The following is a 17004-nucleotide window of genomic DNA, read 5'->3' as shown; positions in this document are numbered from 1 at the left end:
TTCCGGTGGAGGGCATAATGGAGGAGTGACCTCTCCCCGCGCCTGGCTCATTTGGATCGTCGGGATTTTCGCTTATCTGGTTGCGGTGACCGAGCGCACGTCGTTCGGCGTCGTCGGTCTGGAAGCCACCGAGCGCTTTCACGCCAGCGCGGCGGAAATTTCCTTCTTTACTGTCCTGCAACTCCTCGTCTACGCGGCCCTGCAAATTCCGGTGGGTGTACTTGTAGACCGGTTCGGATCCCGCGCCATGATTGCCGGGGGCGCCCTGCTGATGGGGCTTGGGCAGCTCGAGCTGGCGTTCGCCGAGAGCATCCCCGGCGGCGTGCTGGGCCGGGTCCTCGTAGGGGCGGGCGACGCCATGACGTTCATTTCCGTCATCAGGCTGCTGCCGATTTGGTTCGCTCCTGCCCGCGTGCCGCTGCTGACACAGCTGACCGGCATGTCCGGCCAGCTCGGCCAGCTCTTCAGCGTCCTGCCGTTCGCAATGATCCTGCACTCCGCCGGCTGGACCCCGGCGTTCCTTACCCTGGCCGCCATGGCCGTGCTCGCCGTCGTGCTGGTGCTGGTCCTGCTCCAGGACCACCCGCCGGGACGTGCCGCGCCGGAACCCTCGCAGGGGCTGCGCGCCACCGGCGTAACGCTCTCGCACGCCTGGCGTCAGCCCGGAACCAGGCTCGGACTGTGGAGCCACTTCACGGTGCAGTTCAGCGGCACCGTATTCGCCATGACCTGGGGTTATCCGTTCCTGATCTCCGCCCAGGGCCTGGACGCCGTGACCGTTTCGGCCCTGATGACCCTCTACGTGGCGTCCGCCATTGCCGCCGGGCCGCTGATGGGCCGCTTCGTCGCCCGGCACCCGTTGCGCCGCTCCACCATGGTGCTGCTGATCGCGGCCGGCACCGCCGCGGCCTGGGCAGCTGTCCTGCTTCTCCCGGGCCGGTCCCCGCTATGGCTGCTGGCCGGGCTGGTGGTCGTCCTTGCCATCGGCGGACCCGGGTCCATGATCGGCTTCGATTTCGCCCGGACCTTCAACCCGGCCCACCGTCTTGGAACGGCTTCGGGGATCGTTAATGTGGGCGGCTTCATCGCCTCGCTCGTGGCCATCTTCCTGATCGGCGTCGTGCTGGACGTCCTGCACACGACGGGCTTCTCGCGGGGGGAGCTCTACGGACTTGAGCCTTTCCGGATCGCCCTCAGCGTCCAGTTCCTCCTGCTGGCCGGAGGAGCCGGGGCGATCATGGTCACCCGGCGAAAGGTGCGCCGGCAGATGGCCGCGCAGGGTGTCGTGGTACCCCCTTTGCGGGTGGCCCTTGCCCGGCAGCGCAGGATCAGCGCGGAACGACGCCGGCAGCGCTGACCGGGGCGGGGGCCAGGCGCGTGTTTTCCACATAGGACAATCCCCGGGCTGACCGGCAGGGCGCCGGGCCGCCATGCTGGCGCTATGACAGCACCGGAACACCTGAAAATAACCCGCCCCGAAGACGTCCTCGGGTTCATTCCGCATTCCCTGGGCTACTGGCCGTCGGAGAGCCTTGTCGCCATGACGATGCAGGGCAAGCGGCTGGGGGCAACCCTCCGGGTCGACCTCCCCGGCGGCCGCAGTCCCGGCGGCTTCGCCCGTTTCGCGCGCACCGTGGCAGGTTACCTCGAAGCGGACGACAAGGCCGATGGAGTCCTACTGGCGTTCTTCCTCGACAGTGACGTGGCCGGCGCCGGCGGTGACCTGACCGGCCATGACCTGACCGGCGCCGGCGCCGACTGGGCCGGCCTGCTCGAAGAGCTGGAGGATGCCCTCGGCGCGAGCGGGATGCCCGTGCGGGACGCCTGGCTTATCGGCCATGAGTACTGGCGCAACGCCTACTGCACCGACCCGTCCTGTTGCACACCGCCCGGCAGGCCTATCGACGACATCAAAAACAGCCGGCTCAGCACAGAAATGGTGTTCCGGGGCAGTACCGTCGGGCCGGCGCCCGGAGCGGACGCGCCGTGCCCGGGAGTCCTGCCCGTCGACCCGGAGTTGCTCGAAGCGGAGCGGCAATGGTTCGGGTTGCTGTCCGGACACGCCCGGAACCGGCTGCAGTTCTCCCAGGTGCTGGATGTCTGGACCGTTGTCTTACGATCTCCACCCGCACCCCGGCTTCCCGTGGAACTCGCCGGTTATCTCCGCGCCACGCTCCGCGTCCCTGCCTGGCGCGACGCCGTACTCGTGATGGCAGCCGCCGGCCCGGGCGCCGCGCAACAAGGCGCAGCGGAGTTCGGGATGTTCGACCGTTCGGTGCCGGGCTTCGGACCCGCCGGTGCGTCAGCCCCGGCGCAGCCAGGGAGCCGGGCGCGGCAAGGGGGAGCGTCAGGCACACTGCGGACTATGCCCCCGTTCACCGAAGTCCAGCCGGGCTCCGGGCTCCGCCCCCAGACGCCGCCCCCTCCGGTTCCGCCACCGCCGCTGGACGGGTTCCCGTCGCTGCTCCCGGGGGACGGAAGAGCCGACGTCGGGGGGCCGGGCCAACCCGGCGGGAGAACCGGCGCCGGTGCAACCGGCGAAGGAACCGCGAGTGAGGGGCCGGGCCAGCCCGGCGGGAGAACCGGCGCCGGAGCACCTGCCGTCCCCGGGTATGGCGAGGTGCTGCTTGGGCTGGCACCGTCGACACCTGACTGGGCACTGCTGGCAAGCCTGGACCGGATACTGGTGCAGCTGGGGGAGTCCGGCGGGGAGGCCGGCGCGGCCGCGCTGACCGGACGCGGCTGGATTGAATGGTGCCGCGGCAAAGGCTCCTTCGCCGACGCCTTGTTTAACCGCGCCCAGGTGGAACACCCGGGCTATCGGCTGGCTGCCCTCCTAGCCGAGCTGGTCAACCGAGGCACGGTCTGCGGATGGGCGGCTCGGAGGGAGTCCGCCTGGCAGAGATTCGAACCCGGCGCGGCGTGACGGCAAACGGAAGGCGCACCCCGCCAAATGGTGCAGGCCGGCCCGGGAACGGACCCCCCAACAGAAAATCGTGAGACAATGGTTGGCGAGACCCGGTTGGGTCCGTGAATTAAGAGCTGGTAGTGAACCCGGAAACGGGGAACATTACGGCCGCCCCAGCAGTTCTACTTAGTGGCTCTGCTGGTCGTGGTGGCTCTTGATAAACATCACGGACTTGACAGGGTCATAGTGGTGTTGCCCGTATGGTGATTCCACAGACCGCCGCTAGAAAGGTTTTCTGTGACCCCGTCTTCCGCGAAGAAGGAACCCGCCGACGTCTTGTCCCCCGAGGACAAGAAGGCGGCGACGAACGCCAAGCGCGCCGCGACGCGCGCTGCCAACAAGGCTGTCAAAGACGCCGCCGTGACCGAAGGCGACGACACCCCATCGGCGACCGGCAAGCCCGAACCCAAGAAGCGCGGCCCCAAGCCCGGCGCCAAAGCCGCGGCCGAGGCCGCCGGTGCCGCCACCTCCGGTGACGACGACGAGGACATCGAGGTCGACGTGGACCTCGATGATGTCCCGGCCGACGCTGTTGAGATCGGTGAAGACGGAGACGAAGCTTCCGGCAAGGCCGCTGCTGCCACCACCGGCTCCGGTTTCGTCTACTCCGACGCCGACGACGATGACGCCCCCGTGCAGCAGGTCATGTCGGCCGGCGCCACTGCCGACCCCGTCAAGGACTACCTGAAGCAGATCGGCAAGGTCGCCCTGCTGAACGCCGAGCAGGAAGTCGACCTCGCCCTGCGCATCGAGGCCGGCCTCTTTGCCGAGGAAAAGATCGCCGCCGACGACGGGTCCATGGAGCCCAAGCTCAAGCGTGAACTTGAATTCGTGATCCACGACGGCAAGCGTGCCAAGAACCACCTGCTGGAGGCCAACCTCCGCCTTGTGGTGTCGCTGGCCAAGCGCTACACCGGCCGCGGCATGCTGTTCCTCGACCTGATCCAGGAGGGCAACCTCGGGCTGATCCGCGCCGTCGAGAAGTTCGATTACACCAAGGGCTTCAAGTTCTCCACCTACGCCACCTGGTGGATCCGCCAGGCGATCACCCGCGCCATGGCCGACCAGGCGCGCACCATCCGCATCCCGGTGCACATGGTGGAAGTCATCAACAAGCTGGCCCGCGTGCAGCGCCAGATGCTGCAGGACCTCGGACGCGAACCTACGCCGGAGGAACTGGCCCTCGAGCTGGACATGACCCCGGAAAAGGTTGTCGAAGTCCAGAAGTACGGCCGCGAGCCGATCTCCCTGCACACTCCGCTGGGCGAGGACGGCGACTCCGAATTCGGTGACCTCATCGAGGACTCCGAGGCCGTTGTTCCGGCCGACGCCGTGAGCTTCACGCTGCTGCAGGAACAGCTGCACTCCGTGCTGGACACGCTTTCCGAGCGCGAGGCCGGCGTCGTGGCCATGCGCTTCGGCCTCACCGACGGACAGCCGAAGACTTTAGACGAAATCGGCAAGGTCTACGGCGTCACGCGGGAGCGGATCCGCCAGATCGAATCCAAGACGATGTCCAAGCTGCGGCACCCTTCACGGTCCCAGGTGCTGCGGGACTACCTGGACTAGGTTCCCGGCTCCAACACAGCAAGGCCCCCGCCGGATCATCATCCGGCGGGGGCCTTCGCCGTTCCTGCCCGGTCCGGCTGCGCGGCCGTGGCACACCCCACCGACGCGGCCGACGGCAAAAGCCGACGACAAAAAGGGCCCCTCCGAATGGAGGGGCCCTTGTCTGCTGCTTCCCAGGTCAAGTCTTGGCTCCCGGGCATCTGGCCCGCCAGGCGTTGAGCTGACTGCATGTGGTCCTAGTCGACCGGAAGCGGAGCCTTCTCGTGAAGACGTCCGGTCTCATCGTGCCAGTCAGAGCTGAGCGGCCTGAGTGTCGCTTCAACGGCGCGCGCGTGGTGGCCGCAGAAGAGAAGCTCACCGCCGGAGGCACCGAGAACAACCCGGACATATGCCTGTGCACCGCAACGATCGCACCGGTCAAGGGTGTTCAGCGTGCGGTTCGCAACTGCTGTTGTCATGTTCGGCCTCCTTGGTAGTTCGGTATACCCATATAACCAGCATTCGCAGCCGAAGCATTGCAAGGATGGGCCACTTTCGCTGTCCGCGTATCACGTGTCGATAACGGGGGTGCCCCGGCCGGGCGGGGGAAGGGAGTGGCAACCCGTATCAGCGCGGCACTCCGACTACGCTAGGAGGAGCGCCAAAACGCCCAGCACCCCCGTTCCTGAAGGAGTTTCCGCACCCGTGGCACCAAGTTCTGATTACACCGCCCGGCATCTCTCTGTGCTGGAAGGCCTTGAGGCCGTCCGCAAGCGCCCGGGCATGTACATCGGCTCCACGGACTCCCGCGGACTCATGCACTGCCTCTGGGAAATCATCGACAACTCGGTCGATGAGGCCCTGGCCGGCTTCGGCCATGACATCAAAATCATCCTGCATGCTGACAACTCGGTGGAAATCCACGACGACGGCCGCGGCATCCCGGTGGACGTCGAGCCGAAAACCGGCCTGACCGGCGTCGAGGTGGTCTTCACCAAGCTCCACGCCGGCGGAAAGTTCGGCGGCGGGTCCTATTCCGCCTCTGGCGGGCTGCACGGCGTTGGCGCCTCGGTGGTCAACGCCCTGTCCTCCCGCCTGGACGTGGAAGTGGACCGCGGCGGCAAGACCTACAAGATGTCCTTCCGCAGGGGCGAGCCCGGCCGGTTCAAGGACCCCGGCACCAAGCCGGACCCATCGACGGTCTTCGAACCGTTCATCGACGGCTCCGTGCTGGATGTCGTCGGAAAAGCCAAGCGCGGTGTCACCGGCACCAGGATCCGTTACTGGGCCGACCGGCAGATCTTCACCCCGGATGCGAAGTTCTCGTACGACGAACTCGCCGCCCGCGCCCGCCAGACCTCCTTCCTGGTGCCCGGCCTGAAACTGACGGTGCGGGATGAACGCAAGATTCCCGGGACCCCGGGGGAGAGCGGCCCGCACGAGGAAGTCTTCCATCACGACGGCGGAATCTCCGAGTTCGTGGAGTTCCTCGCGGCGGACCCCGCCGTGACCGACGTCTGGCGGCTGCACGGCGCCGGAAAGTTCAAGGAAACCGTCCCCGTTCTTGACGAACGGGGCCACAGCCAGCTCGCCGAGGTGGAACGGGACTGCGAAGTGGACGTCGCCCTGCGCTGGGGCATCGGTTACGACAGCACCGTGCGCAGCTTCGTGAACATCATCTCCACGCCCAAGGGCGGCACCCACCAGTCCGGCTTCGAGCAGGCCCTGGTCAAGACCTTCCGCAAGGCCGTGGAAAGCAACGCCCGCAAGCTCAAGGCGGGTAACGACAAGATCGAAAAGGACGACATCTTTGCGGGGCTCACCGCAGTGCTGACCGTGCGCCTGGCCGAACCGCAGTTCGAGGGCCAGACCAAGGAGATCCTGGGCACCTCGGCCGTCCGCGCGATCGTGGCGAAAGTCGTCGAGCGGGAAATCAACGCCAAGCTGAACTCCGCCAACCGCAACGACAAGGCCCAGTCCGCGCTGCTGCTGGAAAAGGTCGTCAGCGAGATGAAGTCCCGCATCTCGGCCCGCGTGCACAAGGAAACCCAGCGCCGCAAGAACGCGCTGGAGACGTCCTCGATGCCCACCAAGCTCGCTGACTGCCGCACGGACGACGTCGGCCGTTCCGAGCTGTTCATCGTGGAGGGCGACTCCGCCCTGGGCACGGCGAAGCTGGCCCGGTCCTCCGATTTCCAGGCGCTGCTGCCCATCCGGGGCAAGATCCTCAACGTCCAGAAGGCCTCGGTGGGGGACATGCTCTCCAACGCCGAATGCGCCGCGCTGATCCAAGTGGTCGGAGCCGGTTCCGGCCGGAGCTTCGACATCAGCGCCGCGCGATACGGCAAGGTGATCCTCATGACGGATGCCGACGTCGACGGCGCCCACATCCGGACCCTCCTGCTGACCCTGTTCTTCCGCTACATGCGCCCCATGATCGACGAGGGCAGGGTCTTCGCCGCCGTTCCGCCGCTGCACCGCGTGGAGGTCATCAACGCCGGCCAGAAGGCCAACGAGATGATCTACACCTACTCGGAGGCGGAGTTGCATGTGCTGCTGGCACGGCTCGCCAAGGAAGGCAAGCGGTACAAGGAGCCGATCCAGCGCTACAAGGGCCTGGGCGAGATGGACGCGGAGCAGCTGGCAGAAACCACAATGGACCCCCGGCACCGGACTCTCCGCAAGGTCGGTATCGAGAACGCCAAACAGGCCGAGGAAATCTTCGACCTGCTGATGGGTTCCGACGTCGCACCGCGCAAGGACTTCATCATCGCCGGCGCGGCCAGCCTGGACCGCGAACGGATCGACGCCTGACGCCCGGCTAGGGCCTCTGGCCCTTACCGTGCAATCCGCGGTCGTATAATGTTCTGTCACCGATCCCGGACACGGACGCCGGAACCGGATTCCGCAAAATCCAGGAGTTCCCATGAGGCACCGGAAAATCCGCGCCGCGGCCATCGCGGCCACCCTGGGGCTGGGGGCCGGATTCGCGGTTCCCGCCGCCGCGGACACTGGAACCGACTCCGCCAAGCTGCGCGAAGCCGTGACGGCCAAGCACATCATGTCCCACCTCAAGGCGTTGCAGGCGGCCGCGGACGCAAACGGCAACAACCGCGCCGTCGGGACCCGGGGGTACGAGAAATCGGCCCGCTACATCGAGGACGAACTCAAAGCTGCGGGCTACAAACCGGTCCGCCAGCGGTTCACGTACGAACGGTACGCCTTCGTGGGGGCGCACCTGGAACGCGTCTCCGCGCCGCCAAGGACCTATGGTTACGGCGCGCCCGACGGGTTCCTGGACATGGTCTACTCGGGAGCCAAGGACGTGACTGCCCCGGTAACCGCCGTCGACGTCAACCTTGCTGGCAGCCGCGGTTCAACGAGCGGCTGCGAGGCAACTGATTTTGCCGGGTTCCCGTCCGGCCACATCGCCCTCATCCAGCGCGGCACCTGCGGTTTCCGGGCCAAGGTGGACAACGCCGTAGCCGCCGGGGCCGCCGGCGTCATCATCTTCAACCAGGGGGACGCGGTTCCGGGAAGTGACCGGGTGGGCCTGTTCGGCGGAACACTGAACGCTCCCCAGGCCAAGATCCCCGTGGTCACCACGACCTTTGACAACGGCGCGGAACTTGCGGCCCTCGGCGCCGCGAACCTGCACCTCGCCGTTGATGCGGCGGTCACCCGGATCAAGTCCTTCAACATCCTGGCCGATACCGGCGGAAGTTCCGACCGGAAGGTTGTGGTCGGGGCGCACCTGGACTCCGTCGCCGCGGGGCCCGGCATCAACGACAACGGCACAGGAGTGGGCACCATCCTGGAGACTGCAATCCAGCTCAGGGAGACCCACCAAAAACATGGGAACAAGGTGCGGTTTGCCTTCTGGGGCGGCGAGGAGGACGGGCTAATCGGCTCGGACTACTACGTTTCGAAGCTTTCGGACTCTGAGCTCAAGGACCACGCGGTCAACCTTAATTTCGACATGATCGGCTCGCCGAACTACGTCAGGTACGTTTACGACGGCGACGGGTCGTCCTTTGGCGCAGCGGGCCCGGACGGCTCTGGCGCCGTGGAGAAGGTTTTCCTGGACTACTTCGCGTCCCAGAACCTGCCCGCCGCGCCGACAGCGTTCGACGGCCGGTCGGACTACTCCGGCTTCATCCGGAACGGAATCCCGGCCGGTGGCCTGTTCACCGGTGCGGAGGGCCTCAAGACTCCGGAGGAAGTAGCCGTCTTCGGCGGTACGGCCGGCGCCGCACAGGACGCCTGCTACCACGCGGCCTGCGACACCACCGCGAACGTCAACACCATGGTGCTCGACCAGATGGCCGACGCCGTTGCGCATGCAACGCTGACGTTCGCCAAGTCTTCATCGCCGCTAGGCGGCGCGGCGACGGCCAAGGGCATGACGGACTTCGAATTCAAGGGACACAGCCGGCTGAAGTAGGCTCACTCCCCGCTCAGCCGAGGAGACCCGGGACGATCAGCAGCGCCGTCGGCACGGCCAGCAGCAGCAGGCAGGCCGCCAGTACGGCCGCCCGGAACGGCTCCGGCAGCGGCGGCTGGACAGAGAGCAGCCGGCTGACCCGGGAGGCAGTGGTACGGGCCGAACCGCTGCCTCCAACGGCGCCGGGCTGGCCGGAGTCGACGTCGGCCGGGTCCGGGCCGCCCAGGGCCAGCGGGGTGCCCGGGGAGCCGGGGGAGCCGCTCGCCACAATCGCGATGGCCCTGATCAGTGTCGCCTTGCTTTCGGTTTTGAGCGCGACGTCGTCAGCGAGCATCTCAATCAGCGAATTGACGGCCTCCTGCGCGAGCCGCGTTGTCGGCAGCCACGGCAACGCCTGGCGCCAGGCGGCGAAGGCCCAGAGCAGCAGATGGTGGCGCTGGTTGAGATGGGCGTTCTCGTGGATCAGGACGGCCCGCAGCTCTGCCGGTTCCAGCGCCGCCATCAGCCCGTCGGAGAGGACCGTGACGGATCGTGCGCCGCCCGGCAGGCAGTATGCCACCGGCGAATCCAGGTTGAGCACCATGGTCTTCGGGCCGTCGGCGGACGGCGAGGCCAGCAGGGTGAGCAGTTCACGGTGCCGGTGGCGCTGCCGCTGGATCTTGTAATAGGTCAGCAGCAGGGTGAAGACGAGGTGTGCCGTCAGCAGGGCAGCTGCCGAGAGCGCAAAAATGTGCCAGAATCCCAGCGCGGTGGTGGGAGCGTTGAAAAGGACCATGCCGGCCAGGGACCTCAGGCCCGCCAGCAGGTTGTCCCCGACGGGCTCCAGTCCGTAGGCGAGCATTGCGCCGATCATGGACAAGCCACCGGCCAAAGCTATCGCCTGCCACAGGACCATGGCGGTAAACGGGGACCGGGCCGGCCACTGGGCGCGGGAGAGCAGGATAGGCACCGGCCATGCCAGGACTATCGCCAGGACCGCCAGGAACCATGAGGTCCAGAACATCGGGCGCTAGCTGCGGCCCAGCAGTTTGCGCAGCGTTTCCGCTTCCGTGTCGGTGACAGAACCAATAAAGCGCGCCAACACGGCCTCCCGGTCCGGCGCGGAGCCCAAAACCTCATGCATGAGCTCGGCCGTGTGGTCAGCCCGGCTGGACACGGCCTGGTAGCGGTGCGGACGGGTGCCGCGTTCCCTCTCCACCAGGCCTTTGCGCTCAAGGCGGGACAGTACAGTCAGCACCGTGGTGACGGCCAGGTCCTTGCCCTCATGCCCCGGGGTGGCACCCTCCGTGCGGGTGCTTTGCGCCAGCAGATCCCGCAATGTGTTGGCCGTTGCAGCCTCCTGGCTTGCCCAGAGCAGATCCATCACTGCCCGTTCCAGTTCCCCAAGACTTGCCATGAGTACGTCCTTCTTGACGGCCGCCCGGAGTGGCTGGATTGCCTGTCGGGGGCGTGTTTACGCTTCAACCTCAAATTTACCGCGTTTCCGACTTTCTTTCTACATCCGGTAGAACAGCCCGTTCTGCGTGGCGGGCCGGGGGTCGCTTCCGGATATTCCGGCAGCGTCGCTTCCGGCATTCCGGCCCGCAGCGGCAGTGGCCGCTCCTGTTGCGGCGCCGATTCATCCGGATGCGCCGGGGGCCCTGTTTGTTCTACACTCTGTAGAAGAAAGATTTCTACAACGCGTAGAAGTTCGGACCTAGCCTGAGTAGGACTGCTGTGGACGCCCTGGAAATCGCACGCTGGCAATTCGGCATCACCACCGTCTACCACTTCATGATGGTGCCGCTCACGATCGGCCTGGGCCTGGTGGTTGCCGTCATCCAGACGCTCTGGTACCGCACCGGCCGTCCGGAATACCTCCGGATGACAAAGTTCTGGGGCAAGCTGTTCCTGATCAACTTCATCATGGGCGTCGCGACGGGCATCGTGCAGGAGTTCCAGTTCGGCATGGCCTGGAGCGAATACAGCCGCTTCGTCGGCGACGTGTTCGGGGCGCCGCTGGCCATGGAGGCGCTCCTGGCCTTCTTCGTGGAATCCACCTTCCTGGGCCTGTGGATCTTCGGCTGGAAGCAGCTCAAGCGCGGCGTCCATCTGGCCTGCCTCTGGGTCGCCGTCGTCGGCTCCGTGTTCTCGGCGTACTTCATCATCGTGGCCAACAGCTGGATGCAGCACCCCGTCGGCGTCGAGATGGTCAACGGCCGTCCGGTCATGACCGACGCCTGGGCCGTTTTCACCAACAACACCGCGCTCGTTGCCGTCCCGCACACGCTCTTCGGTGCCCTCGCCGTCGCCGGCGCCTTCCTGCTCGGGATCGCCTGGTACCACCTGTGGCGCCGACGCCACGACGGGGTGGACACGGTCGGGGCGGACGGCCGCGTCATCCCCGGCGAGTCCGCCGTGCCGGGGCGGGACCGGGCGGACCACGCCGTCTGGATCCGGTCGCTGCGGATCGGCGCCGTCGTCGCCATGATCTCCTTTGCCGGCACCGCCGTCACCGGCGACCTGCAGGGCAAGCTCATGTTTGAACAGCAACCCATGAAGATGGCCGCCGCCGAGGCGGCCTGCCACGACGGCACAGGCTTTTCGGTGCTCAGCGTCGGCAACCTCGGCACCAAGAACTGCGACGATATCGTGGCCGTAATCGAGGTCCCCGGCATCCTGTCCTTCCTGGCCAAGGGCGACTTCACCACCGAGGTCAAGGGAGTGAACAGCCTGCTTGAGCAGTACAAGGCCGACTACGGCACACACCTGCCCGACAACCCCATCTACGGGGAGCGCGCCGGCCAGGAGATCCAGTACGTGCCCGTCATGGAGGTGACCTACTGGGGCTTCCGGATGATGATCGGCTTCGGCGGCATCGCTGCCCTCGCCGCATTTGTGGCGCTATGGGTGACGCGCAAGGGCACCGTACCGGCGTCGCGCGGCCTCATGCGGCTGGCGGTGTTCGGCATCCTGGCCCCCTTTGGAGCCAACGCCGCCGGCTGGATCTTCACCGAGATGGGACGCCAGCCCTTCGTCGTCGCGCCGAACCCCGATCCGAGCGGAATCGACCAGGTCTTCATGTTCACCGCGGCGGCAGTCTCGCCCGGCACCTCCGCCGGCGAGCTTCTGACCTCCCTGGTGGTGCTGACCGCCGTGTATGCGGTGCTGCTCGTGGTGGAGGTCAAGCTCCTGGTCAAATACATCCGCGGCGGCGTGGTCTCGGCCATGCCGGAACTCGCCCATCTTCCGGCCGACGAGAACGAGGACAAGACGCCGGGGCAGGGCCGGGGCGGCTCCGGCTCACCGGACGATGTCCTGGCCTTCGCCTACTAGCCATCCACCACCCAAGAAACGCAGAGGATACTCAGCATGGAACTGCTTCCGACCATCTGGTTCATTGCCATCGCGGTGCTGTGGACGGGCTATCTCTTCCTGGAGGGCTTCGACCTCGGTGTCGGCATGCTGATGAAGGGCTTCGCCCGGGACAACACCGAACGCCGCGTCCTGCTCAACACGATCGGACCCGTCTGGGATGGAAACGAGGTCTGGCTCCTGACCGCCGCCGGTGCCACCTTTGCCGCCTTTCCGCTCTGGTACGCCTCCCTGTTTTCCGCGCTGTACCTGCCGCTGCTGGTGGTCCTGGTCGCGCTGATCTTCCGCGCCGTCGCGTTTGAATACCGCGGCAAGGTGGACACCCCGCAGTGGCGTGCCCGTTGGGACCGGGCCATCGCGGCCGGCTCGTTCACCGCGGCCTTCGGCGTCGGTGCCATGCTGGCGCTCACCACCACCGGGCTTCCGCTGAACGCCAACGGCGACCGGGAGGGCGGACCGTTTGCCTGGTTCAACGCCTATGCCGTCCTGGGCGGGTTCGCCGTCGTCGGGTTTTCGGTCCTGCACGGCCTCGCCTTCCTGTCCCTGAAGACCGACGGCGACGTCCGTCACCGCGCCCGCCGCTGGTTTGTCCGGCTGCTGCCGGTGCTGCTGCTGCCGCTCGCCGGCTGGGCGGTAAGCCTGCAGCTGCTCAGCGGCGAAGCGTGGACGGTGACAGCGGTGGCCGCCGCGGTTGCCGCCGCTGCCCTCGCCTGGCACTTCGCCCGGCAAGGTTCGGAGGGCAGGGCGTTTGTCTCCCTCGGCGCCTTCCTGCTGCTCGGCACTGCTTCCATCTTCGGCGCCGCCTTCCCCGTGGTGCTTCCCTCCACGCTCAACCCCCGGTTCAACCTGACGGTCTTCAACGCCTCCTCCTCGGACTACACGCTGGGGCTGATGAGCGTTGTGGCCGGCGTCGGGCTCCCGCTCGTGCTGGCCTACCAGGCCTGGACCTACTGGGTGTTCCGGCGCCGGGTGAGCGCCGCCCACATTCCCGAAGCCCACAGCTTCCTTCCCGCGATCGCCGCCAAAGCACTGGCAGCCAAGGACTGACCCGCATGAGACCGAACTTCCCGTCCGGGCCCGCAACCCGCTCCGCGCTCTACCTGCTGGGGCTGCTCGCCGCCCTCAAAGCGCTGTCCCTCGTGCTGATGGGACAGGCGGCGGCGTCCATGCTCGCGGGACTGATGGACCACAACCCGGCCTGGAGCGAACAGCTGACCTGGGGGCTTGCCGGTGTGGTCCTGCGCTCCCTGGCAGTCTGGGCCCAGGCGGTCGCCTCGCGCCGGGCAGCACTGGGGGTGAAGGAGGAGCTGCGCTCGCAGCTGCTCCTGCGTGCCCTGCGCAACGGGACCCGGCAGGCGGGACCGTCAGACGGCGGCCTCGCCATCCTGGCCACACGCGGACTGGACGCGCTGGACAACTACTACACCCAGTTCCTGCCGGCCCTGGTGAACTGCGCCGCGGTCCCTCTGCTGCTCGGGGCCCGGATCCTGTTCGCCGACTGGATCAGCGCCGTGGTGATTGTGCTGACCGTCCCCTTGGTGCCGCTGTTCATGGTCCTGATCGGGCGTTACACCGAGGACCGGGTGCGGGAGGCGCAGTCGGCACTCACCCGGCTGTCGGGTCACATGCTCGAGCTTGCCAAGGGCCTGCCCGTGCTGGTGGGGCTCGGCCGGGCCAGCGACCAGCGCAAGGCCCTGGAGGACATTTCCGAGGAATACCGTTCCCGCACCATGGGAACGCTGCGCACAGCGTTCCTCTCGGCACTCGCCCTGGAACTCATAGCGACCATTTCCGTAGCCGTGGTGGCGGTGTTCATCGGCGTCCGGCTGGTCAACGGGGACATGGGTCTTGAAGCCGGGCTGCTGGCGCTGATCCTCGCCCCGGACTGCTACCTCCCGCTCCGGGAACTGGGGACCGCGCACCACGCCAGCGATGAGGGCCGTGCCGCGCTCGCCGAAACCACCGCCGTGCTTCGCGCGCCCGAAGCCGTGCCGCTACGGCCCGCGGGTACCGCTTCCGCTGCTGCTCTGACGCCGACGGCCGCGCCGCCGGCGGTCTCCGTCACCGGGCTCACCGTCCGGTACAGCGGACGGACGCAGGCCGCCGTCGGGCCGCTGAGTTTCACTGCCGCCCCCGGCAAAATCACCGCGCTCACCGGGGCCAGCGGCGCCGGGAAAAGCACGGTCCTCGGCGTGCTCGCCGGGACCATCGGGGCAGGCGGCGGGACCACGGTCACCGGGCGGCTGGAGGGATTCACGCCGGCGGACCTCGCCTGGGTGCCGCAACACCCGGTGATGGTCGCCCCGACCGTGCTGGACGAAGTCCGGCTGTACCTGGGCCAGCCTGCCGGCCCGGCCCCCGCTCAGCGCGACGAGGAGGCGGATGACGCTGCCCGCCGGTGCCTCGCGGCGTGCGCGGCCGAGCACCTTGCCGCCAAGCACCCGGCTGAGCTCAGCCCGGGGGAGTTGCGCCGTGTGGCGCTGGCCCGTGGCCTGGCCCGGATCGAGGCCGGAGCCACCGTGCTCCTGCTCGACGAACCCACCGCGCACCTGGACCGGGAGTCCGCCAACGCGGTCAGCCAGGCTCTCTGTGCGCTGCGCGGAAAGGTGACTGTTCTGCTCGTGGCGCACGACCCGCAGACCCGCGGGCTTGCGGATGACCTGGTGCCGGTCACATCCGGAACGGGAACTGCGCCGGCTGCCCCCGCGGTCTTCAGTGCCGCAGGTTGGGTGTTGCGGCAGGTGGATCTCCCGGCAGCGCCGCCGGCGCCATCGCCGCAATCAGCGCCGCCGGCGCCATCGTCGGAGCCCGGGCCGGCACCGGTGCCGCAATCCCGGCTCGAGGCCCGCACCGGTTCCGCTCCGGTGTCTTCGGCAACGGTTCAGCTCTGCCGGCTGCTGGCTCCCGTGGCGGCGAGGTTCGGCGCCGCCGGAGCCGTCGGCACACTGGCGGCACTCTTTGCCGTTGCCCTCGCCGGACTCTCCGGCTGGCTGATCATCCGGGCCAGCGAACAGCCTCCCATCCTCTATCTGCTCACCGCCATCGTGGGGGTGCGCTTCTTCGGCGTGGGCCGGGCAACCCTGCGCTACGCCGAGCGGTTGCTGCTGCACGACGCCGTGTTTGCCGCCCTGACCAGGCTCCGGGGCCGGCTCTGGGACTCCCTGAGCCGCCGTGCGCTGTCACTGCGCCGTCTCCTGCAGGGCGGCAACGTCCTGGGCGCCGTGGTGGACGACGTGGACACAGTCCGGGAACTGCTGCCCCGGGTTGTCCTGCCTCCGCTGACGGGCGCGGCCGTCGCGGCTGCTGCGTTGACTGCGGCTGGCCTGCTGCTGCCCGTGGTCCTGCCCGCCATGGCCGCCGCCGTGCTGCTGAGCCTCGTCGCCGCTCCGGCCCTGGCGCTTGCGGCGGACCGGATGTCCGCCGGCACCGAGCAGCGGCTGCGTTCCGGTGTGCTCCGGAGTGTCGCGGCCGCGCTGGATGCCCGCGCCGAACTCCACGCCAACGGGGTATCCGCGCCGGTCCTCGCGGCCATCACCAGTGCGGACCGCGCCGCGACGGCGGCCTCCCAACGGTCCGCGTGGGCCGAAGGGCTCGGCCAGGGGCTCACGGTGCTCGCCTGCGGAGCCGCCGCCCTGGCCAGCGCCGCGTTGGCGGCCCCGCTTGCCTTAGGCGGCGGCGTGGAGCCCGCGATCGTTGCCGTCGTGGTGCTGTTGCAGCTCGCCCTCGTGGAACCCTACGGCGCGGTCACGACGGCGGTCCGCCAGTACCCCGCCCTCAGGTCGGTACTGCGGCGGATCAGCGAGGCCGGCGTCCTGGACCCGCTCGGCCAGGAACCGGCCGTCGAAGGAAGTGACGGACTGGTTCCGGTGCCGGACCGGCCGGGCGGGCAACCGGGGATCCGGCTCCGGGCGCTGTCCGCGGGATGGCCCGGTGGTCGGGACGTCTTCACCGGACTCACCGCGACGGCGGAACCGGGACGCTGGCTCGCTGTCACCGGGGCGTCCGGCTCCGGAAAATCCACCCTGCTGGCCACGCTGATGGGGTTTCTGCCGGCCCGCCGCGGGGAGTTGTCCGTCAGCGGCCGGGTCGCCTGGTGCCCCCAGGAGGCGCACCTCTTCGACTCCACCATCCGCGGCAACCTGATGCTCGGGCTTCCGGCCCGGGCCGGAGAGGACCCGCGGGAGGCTCCGCAGCCCGCGCTCGAGCAGCAGCTGCAGGACGCCCTTGCTGCGGTCGGTCTCGGCCCGCTGATGGCCAGGCTGGAGAAGTCCGCGGTTAGCGGGGGGCGCAGCGATGGTGGCGGGCTGGACACCCGGATCGGCCCCGGCGGCGCCTACCTGAGCGGCGGGGAACGGCAGCGGCTGGCGGTCGCCCGGACGCTGCTCACCGGCGCCGACGTGATCCTGCTCGACGAGCCCACGGCGCATCTGGACGCGGAGTCCGGCCGGGCGCTGCTGGCCGAACTCCGGCACGGCCTCAAAAACCGCACCGTGATCCTCGTGACGCACAACCCCGAGGACATTGACCCGGGGGACAGCCGCCTGGACCTGGACCTGGATTTGCACCTGGATCGGGACTTTGACGTGAACGTTGGCTGGGACCGGGACGAAGACCGGGACACCGCCCCGGGCGCGGCGGGGCCCGTGCTGGCGCGCGGTTAGGCAGCTAACCGGCGCGCCTACCCTTCCGC

General features: G+C 68.2%; 11 protein-coding genes. 8 read left to right on the top strand and 3 right to left on the bottom strand.

Features of this window, described 5'->3' with window-relative positions; all coding sequences use genetic code 11:
* Positions 1 to 25 precede the first annotated feature (25 nt).
* The 3 genes from QFZ65_RS13465 (at position 26) to QFZ65_RS13455 (ending at position 4537) form a co-directional block, all read left to right on the top strand.
* On the top strand, positions 26 to 1357 hold the full coding sequence (locus QFZ65_RS13465) for a nitrate/nitrite transporter (RefSeq protein ID WP_306911168.1): 1332 nt from the start codon (positions 26 to 28) through the stop codon (positions 1355 to 1357).
* 84 nt (positions 1358 to 1441) lie between these two features.
* Complete coding sequence (locus QFZ65_RS13460; protein WP_306911167.1) at positions 1442 to 2926, top strand: DUF4192 family protein; 1485 nt, start codon at positions 1442 to 1444, stop codon at positions 2924 to 2926.
* Between the two features lie 279 nt (positions 2927 to 3205).
* Complete coding sequence (locus QFZ65_RS13455; RefSeq protein ID WP_306911165.1) at positions 3206 to 4537, top strand: RNA polymerase sigma factor; 1332 nt, start codon at positions 3206 to 3208, stop codon at positions 4535 to 4537.
* A gap of 236 nt (positions 4538 to 4773) precedes the next feature.
* Here QFZ65_RS13455 and QFZ65_RS13450 read toward each other — a convergent pair whose 3' ends face one another.
* Complete coding sequence (locus QFZ65_RS13450) at positions 4774 to 4995, bottom strand: hypothetical protein (RefSeq protein ID WP_306911162.1); 222 nt, start codon at positions 4993 to 4995, stop codon at positions 4774 to 4776.
* Between the two features lie 226 nt (positions 4996 to 5221).
* Between QFZ65_RS13450 and QFZ65_RS13445 the strand changes: the two genes are divergently transcribed.
* Both QFZ65_RS13445 and QFZ65_RS13440 read left to right on the top strand, forming a co-directional pair.
* Positions 5222 to 7330: a type IIA DNA topoisomerase subunit B gene (locus QFZ65_RS13445; protein WP_306911161.1), complete on the top strand. Its 2109-nt coding sequence runs from the start codon at positions 5222 to 5224 to the stop codon at positions 7328 to 7330.
* A gap of 112 nt (positions 7331 to 7442) precedes the next feature.
* Positions 7443 to 8960, top strand: coding sequence for a M20/M25/M40 family metallo-hydrolase (locus tag QFZ65_RS13440; RefSeq protein WP_306911160.1), 1518 nt, complete (start codon positions 7443 to 7445; stop codon positions 8958 to 8960).
* 13 nt (positions 8961 to 8973) lie between these two features.
* On the opposite strand, the gene QFZ65_RS13435 is transcribed toward QFZ65_RS13440, so the two are convergent.
* Together QFZ65_RS13435 and QFZ65_RS13430 are read right to left on the bottom strand one after the other, a co-directional pair.
* Complete coding sequence (locus QFZ65_RS13435; protein ID WP_306911159.1) at positions 8974 to 9963, bottom strand: M56 family metallopeptidase; 990 nt, start codon at positions 9961 to 9963, stop codon at positions 8974 to 8976.
* Positions 9964 to 9969: 6 nt separating this feature from the next.
* Complete coding sequence (locus QFZ65_RS13430; protein ID WP_306911158.1) at positions 9970 to 10356, bottom strand: BlaI/MecI/CopY family transcriptional regulator; 387 nt, start codon at positions 10354 to 10356, stop codon at positions 9970 to 9972.
* 320 nt (positions 10357 to 10676) lie between these two features.
* On the opposite strand from QFZ65_RS13430, the gene QFZ65_RS13425 reads away from it, so the two are divergent.
* Genes QFZ65_RS13425 through cydD form a run of 3 tightly spaced genes read left to right on the top strand, consistent with a single transcriptional unit; the run spans position 10677 to position 16975 of the window.
* Positions 10677 to 12275, top strand: a complete 1599-nt coding sequence (locus QFZ65_RS13425; protein WP_306911157.1) for a cytochrome ubiquinol oxidase subunit I — start codon at positions 10677 to 10679, stop codon at positions 12273 to 12275.
* A 36-nt stretch (positions 12276 to 12311) separates the two neighbouring features.
* Positions 12312 to 13361, top strand: a complete 1050-nt coding sequence (gene cydB / locus QFZ65_RS13420; protein ID WP_306911156.1) for a cytochrome d ubiquinol oxidase subunit II — start codon at positions 12312 to 12314, stop codon at positions 13359 to 13361.
* A gap of 5 nt (positions 13362 to 13366) precedes the next feature.
* Positions 13367 to 16975 (top strand): thiol reductant ABC exporter subunit CydD, encoded by a 3609-nt coding sequence (cydD, locus tag QFZ65_RS13415; RefSeq protein WP_306911155.1) that lies wholly within the window; start codon positions 13367 to 13369, stop codon positions 16973 to 16975.
* Positions 16976 to 17004: the final 29 nt, after the last annotated feature.

The sequence above is a fragment of the Arthrobacter sp. B3I9 genome (assembly GCF_030816935.1).
In the GTDB taxonomy this organism is placed as follows: Bacteria; Actinomycetota; Actinomycetes; order Actinomycetales; family Micrococcaceae; genus Arthrobacter.
The sequence above is the reverse complement of the archived record's forward strand: the minus strand, read 5'-3'. Positions and strand labels throughout refer to the sequence as shown.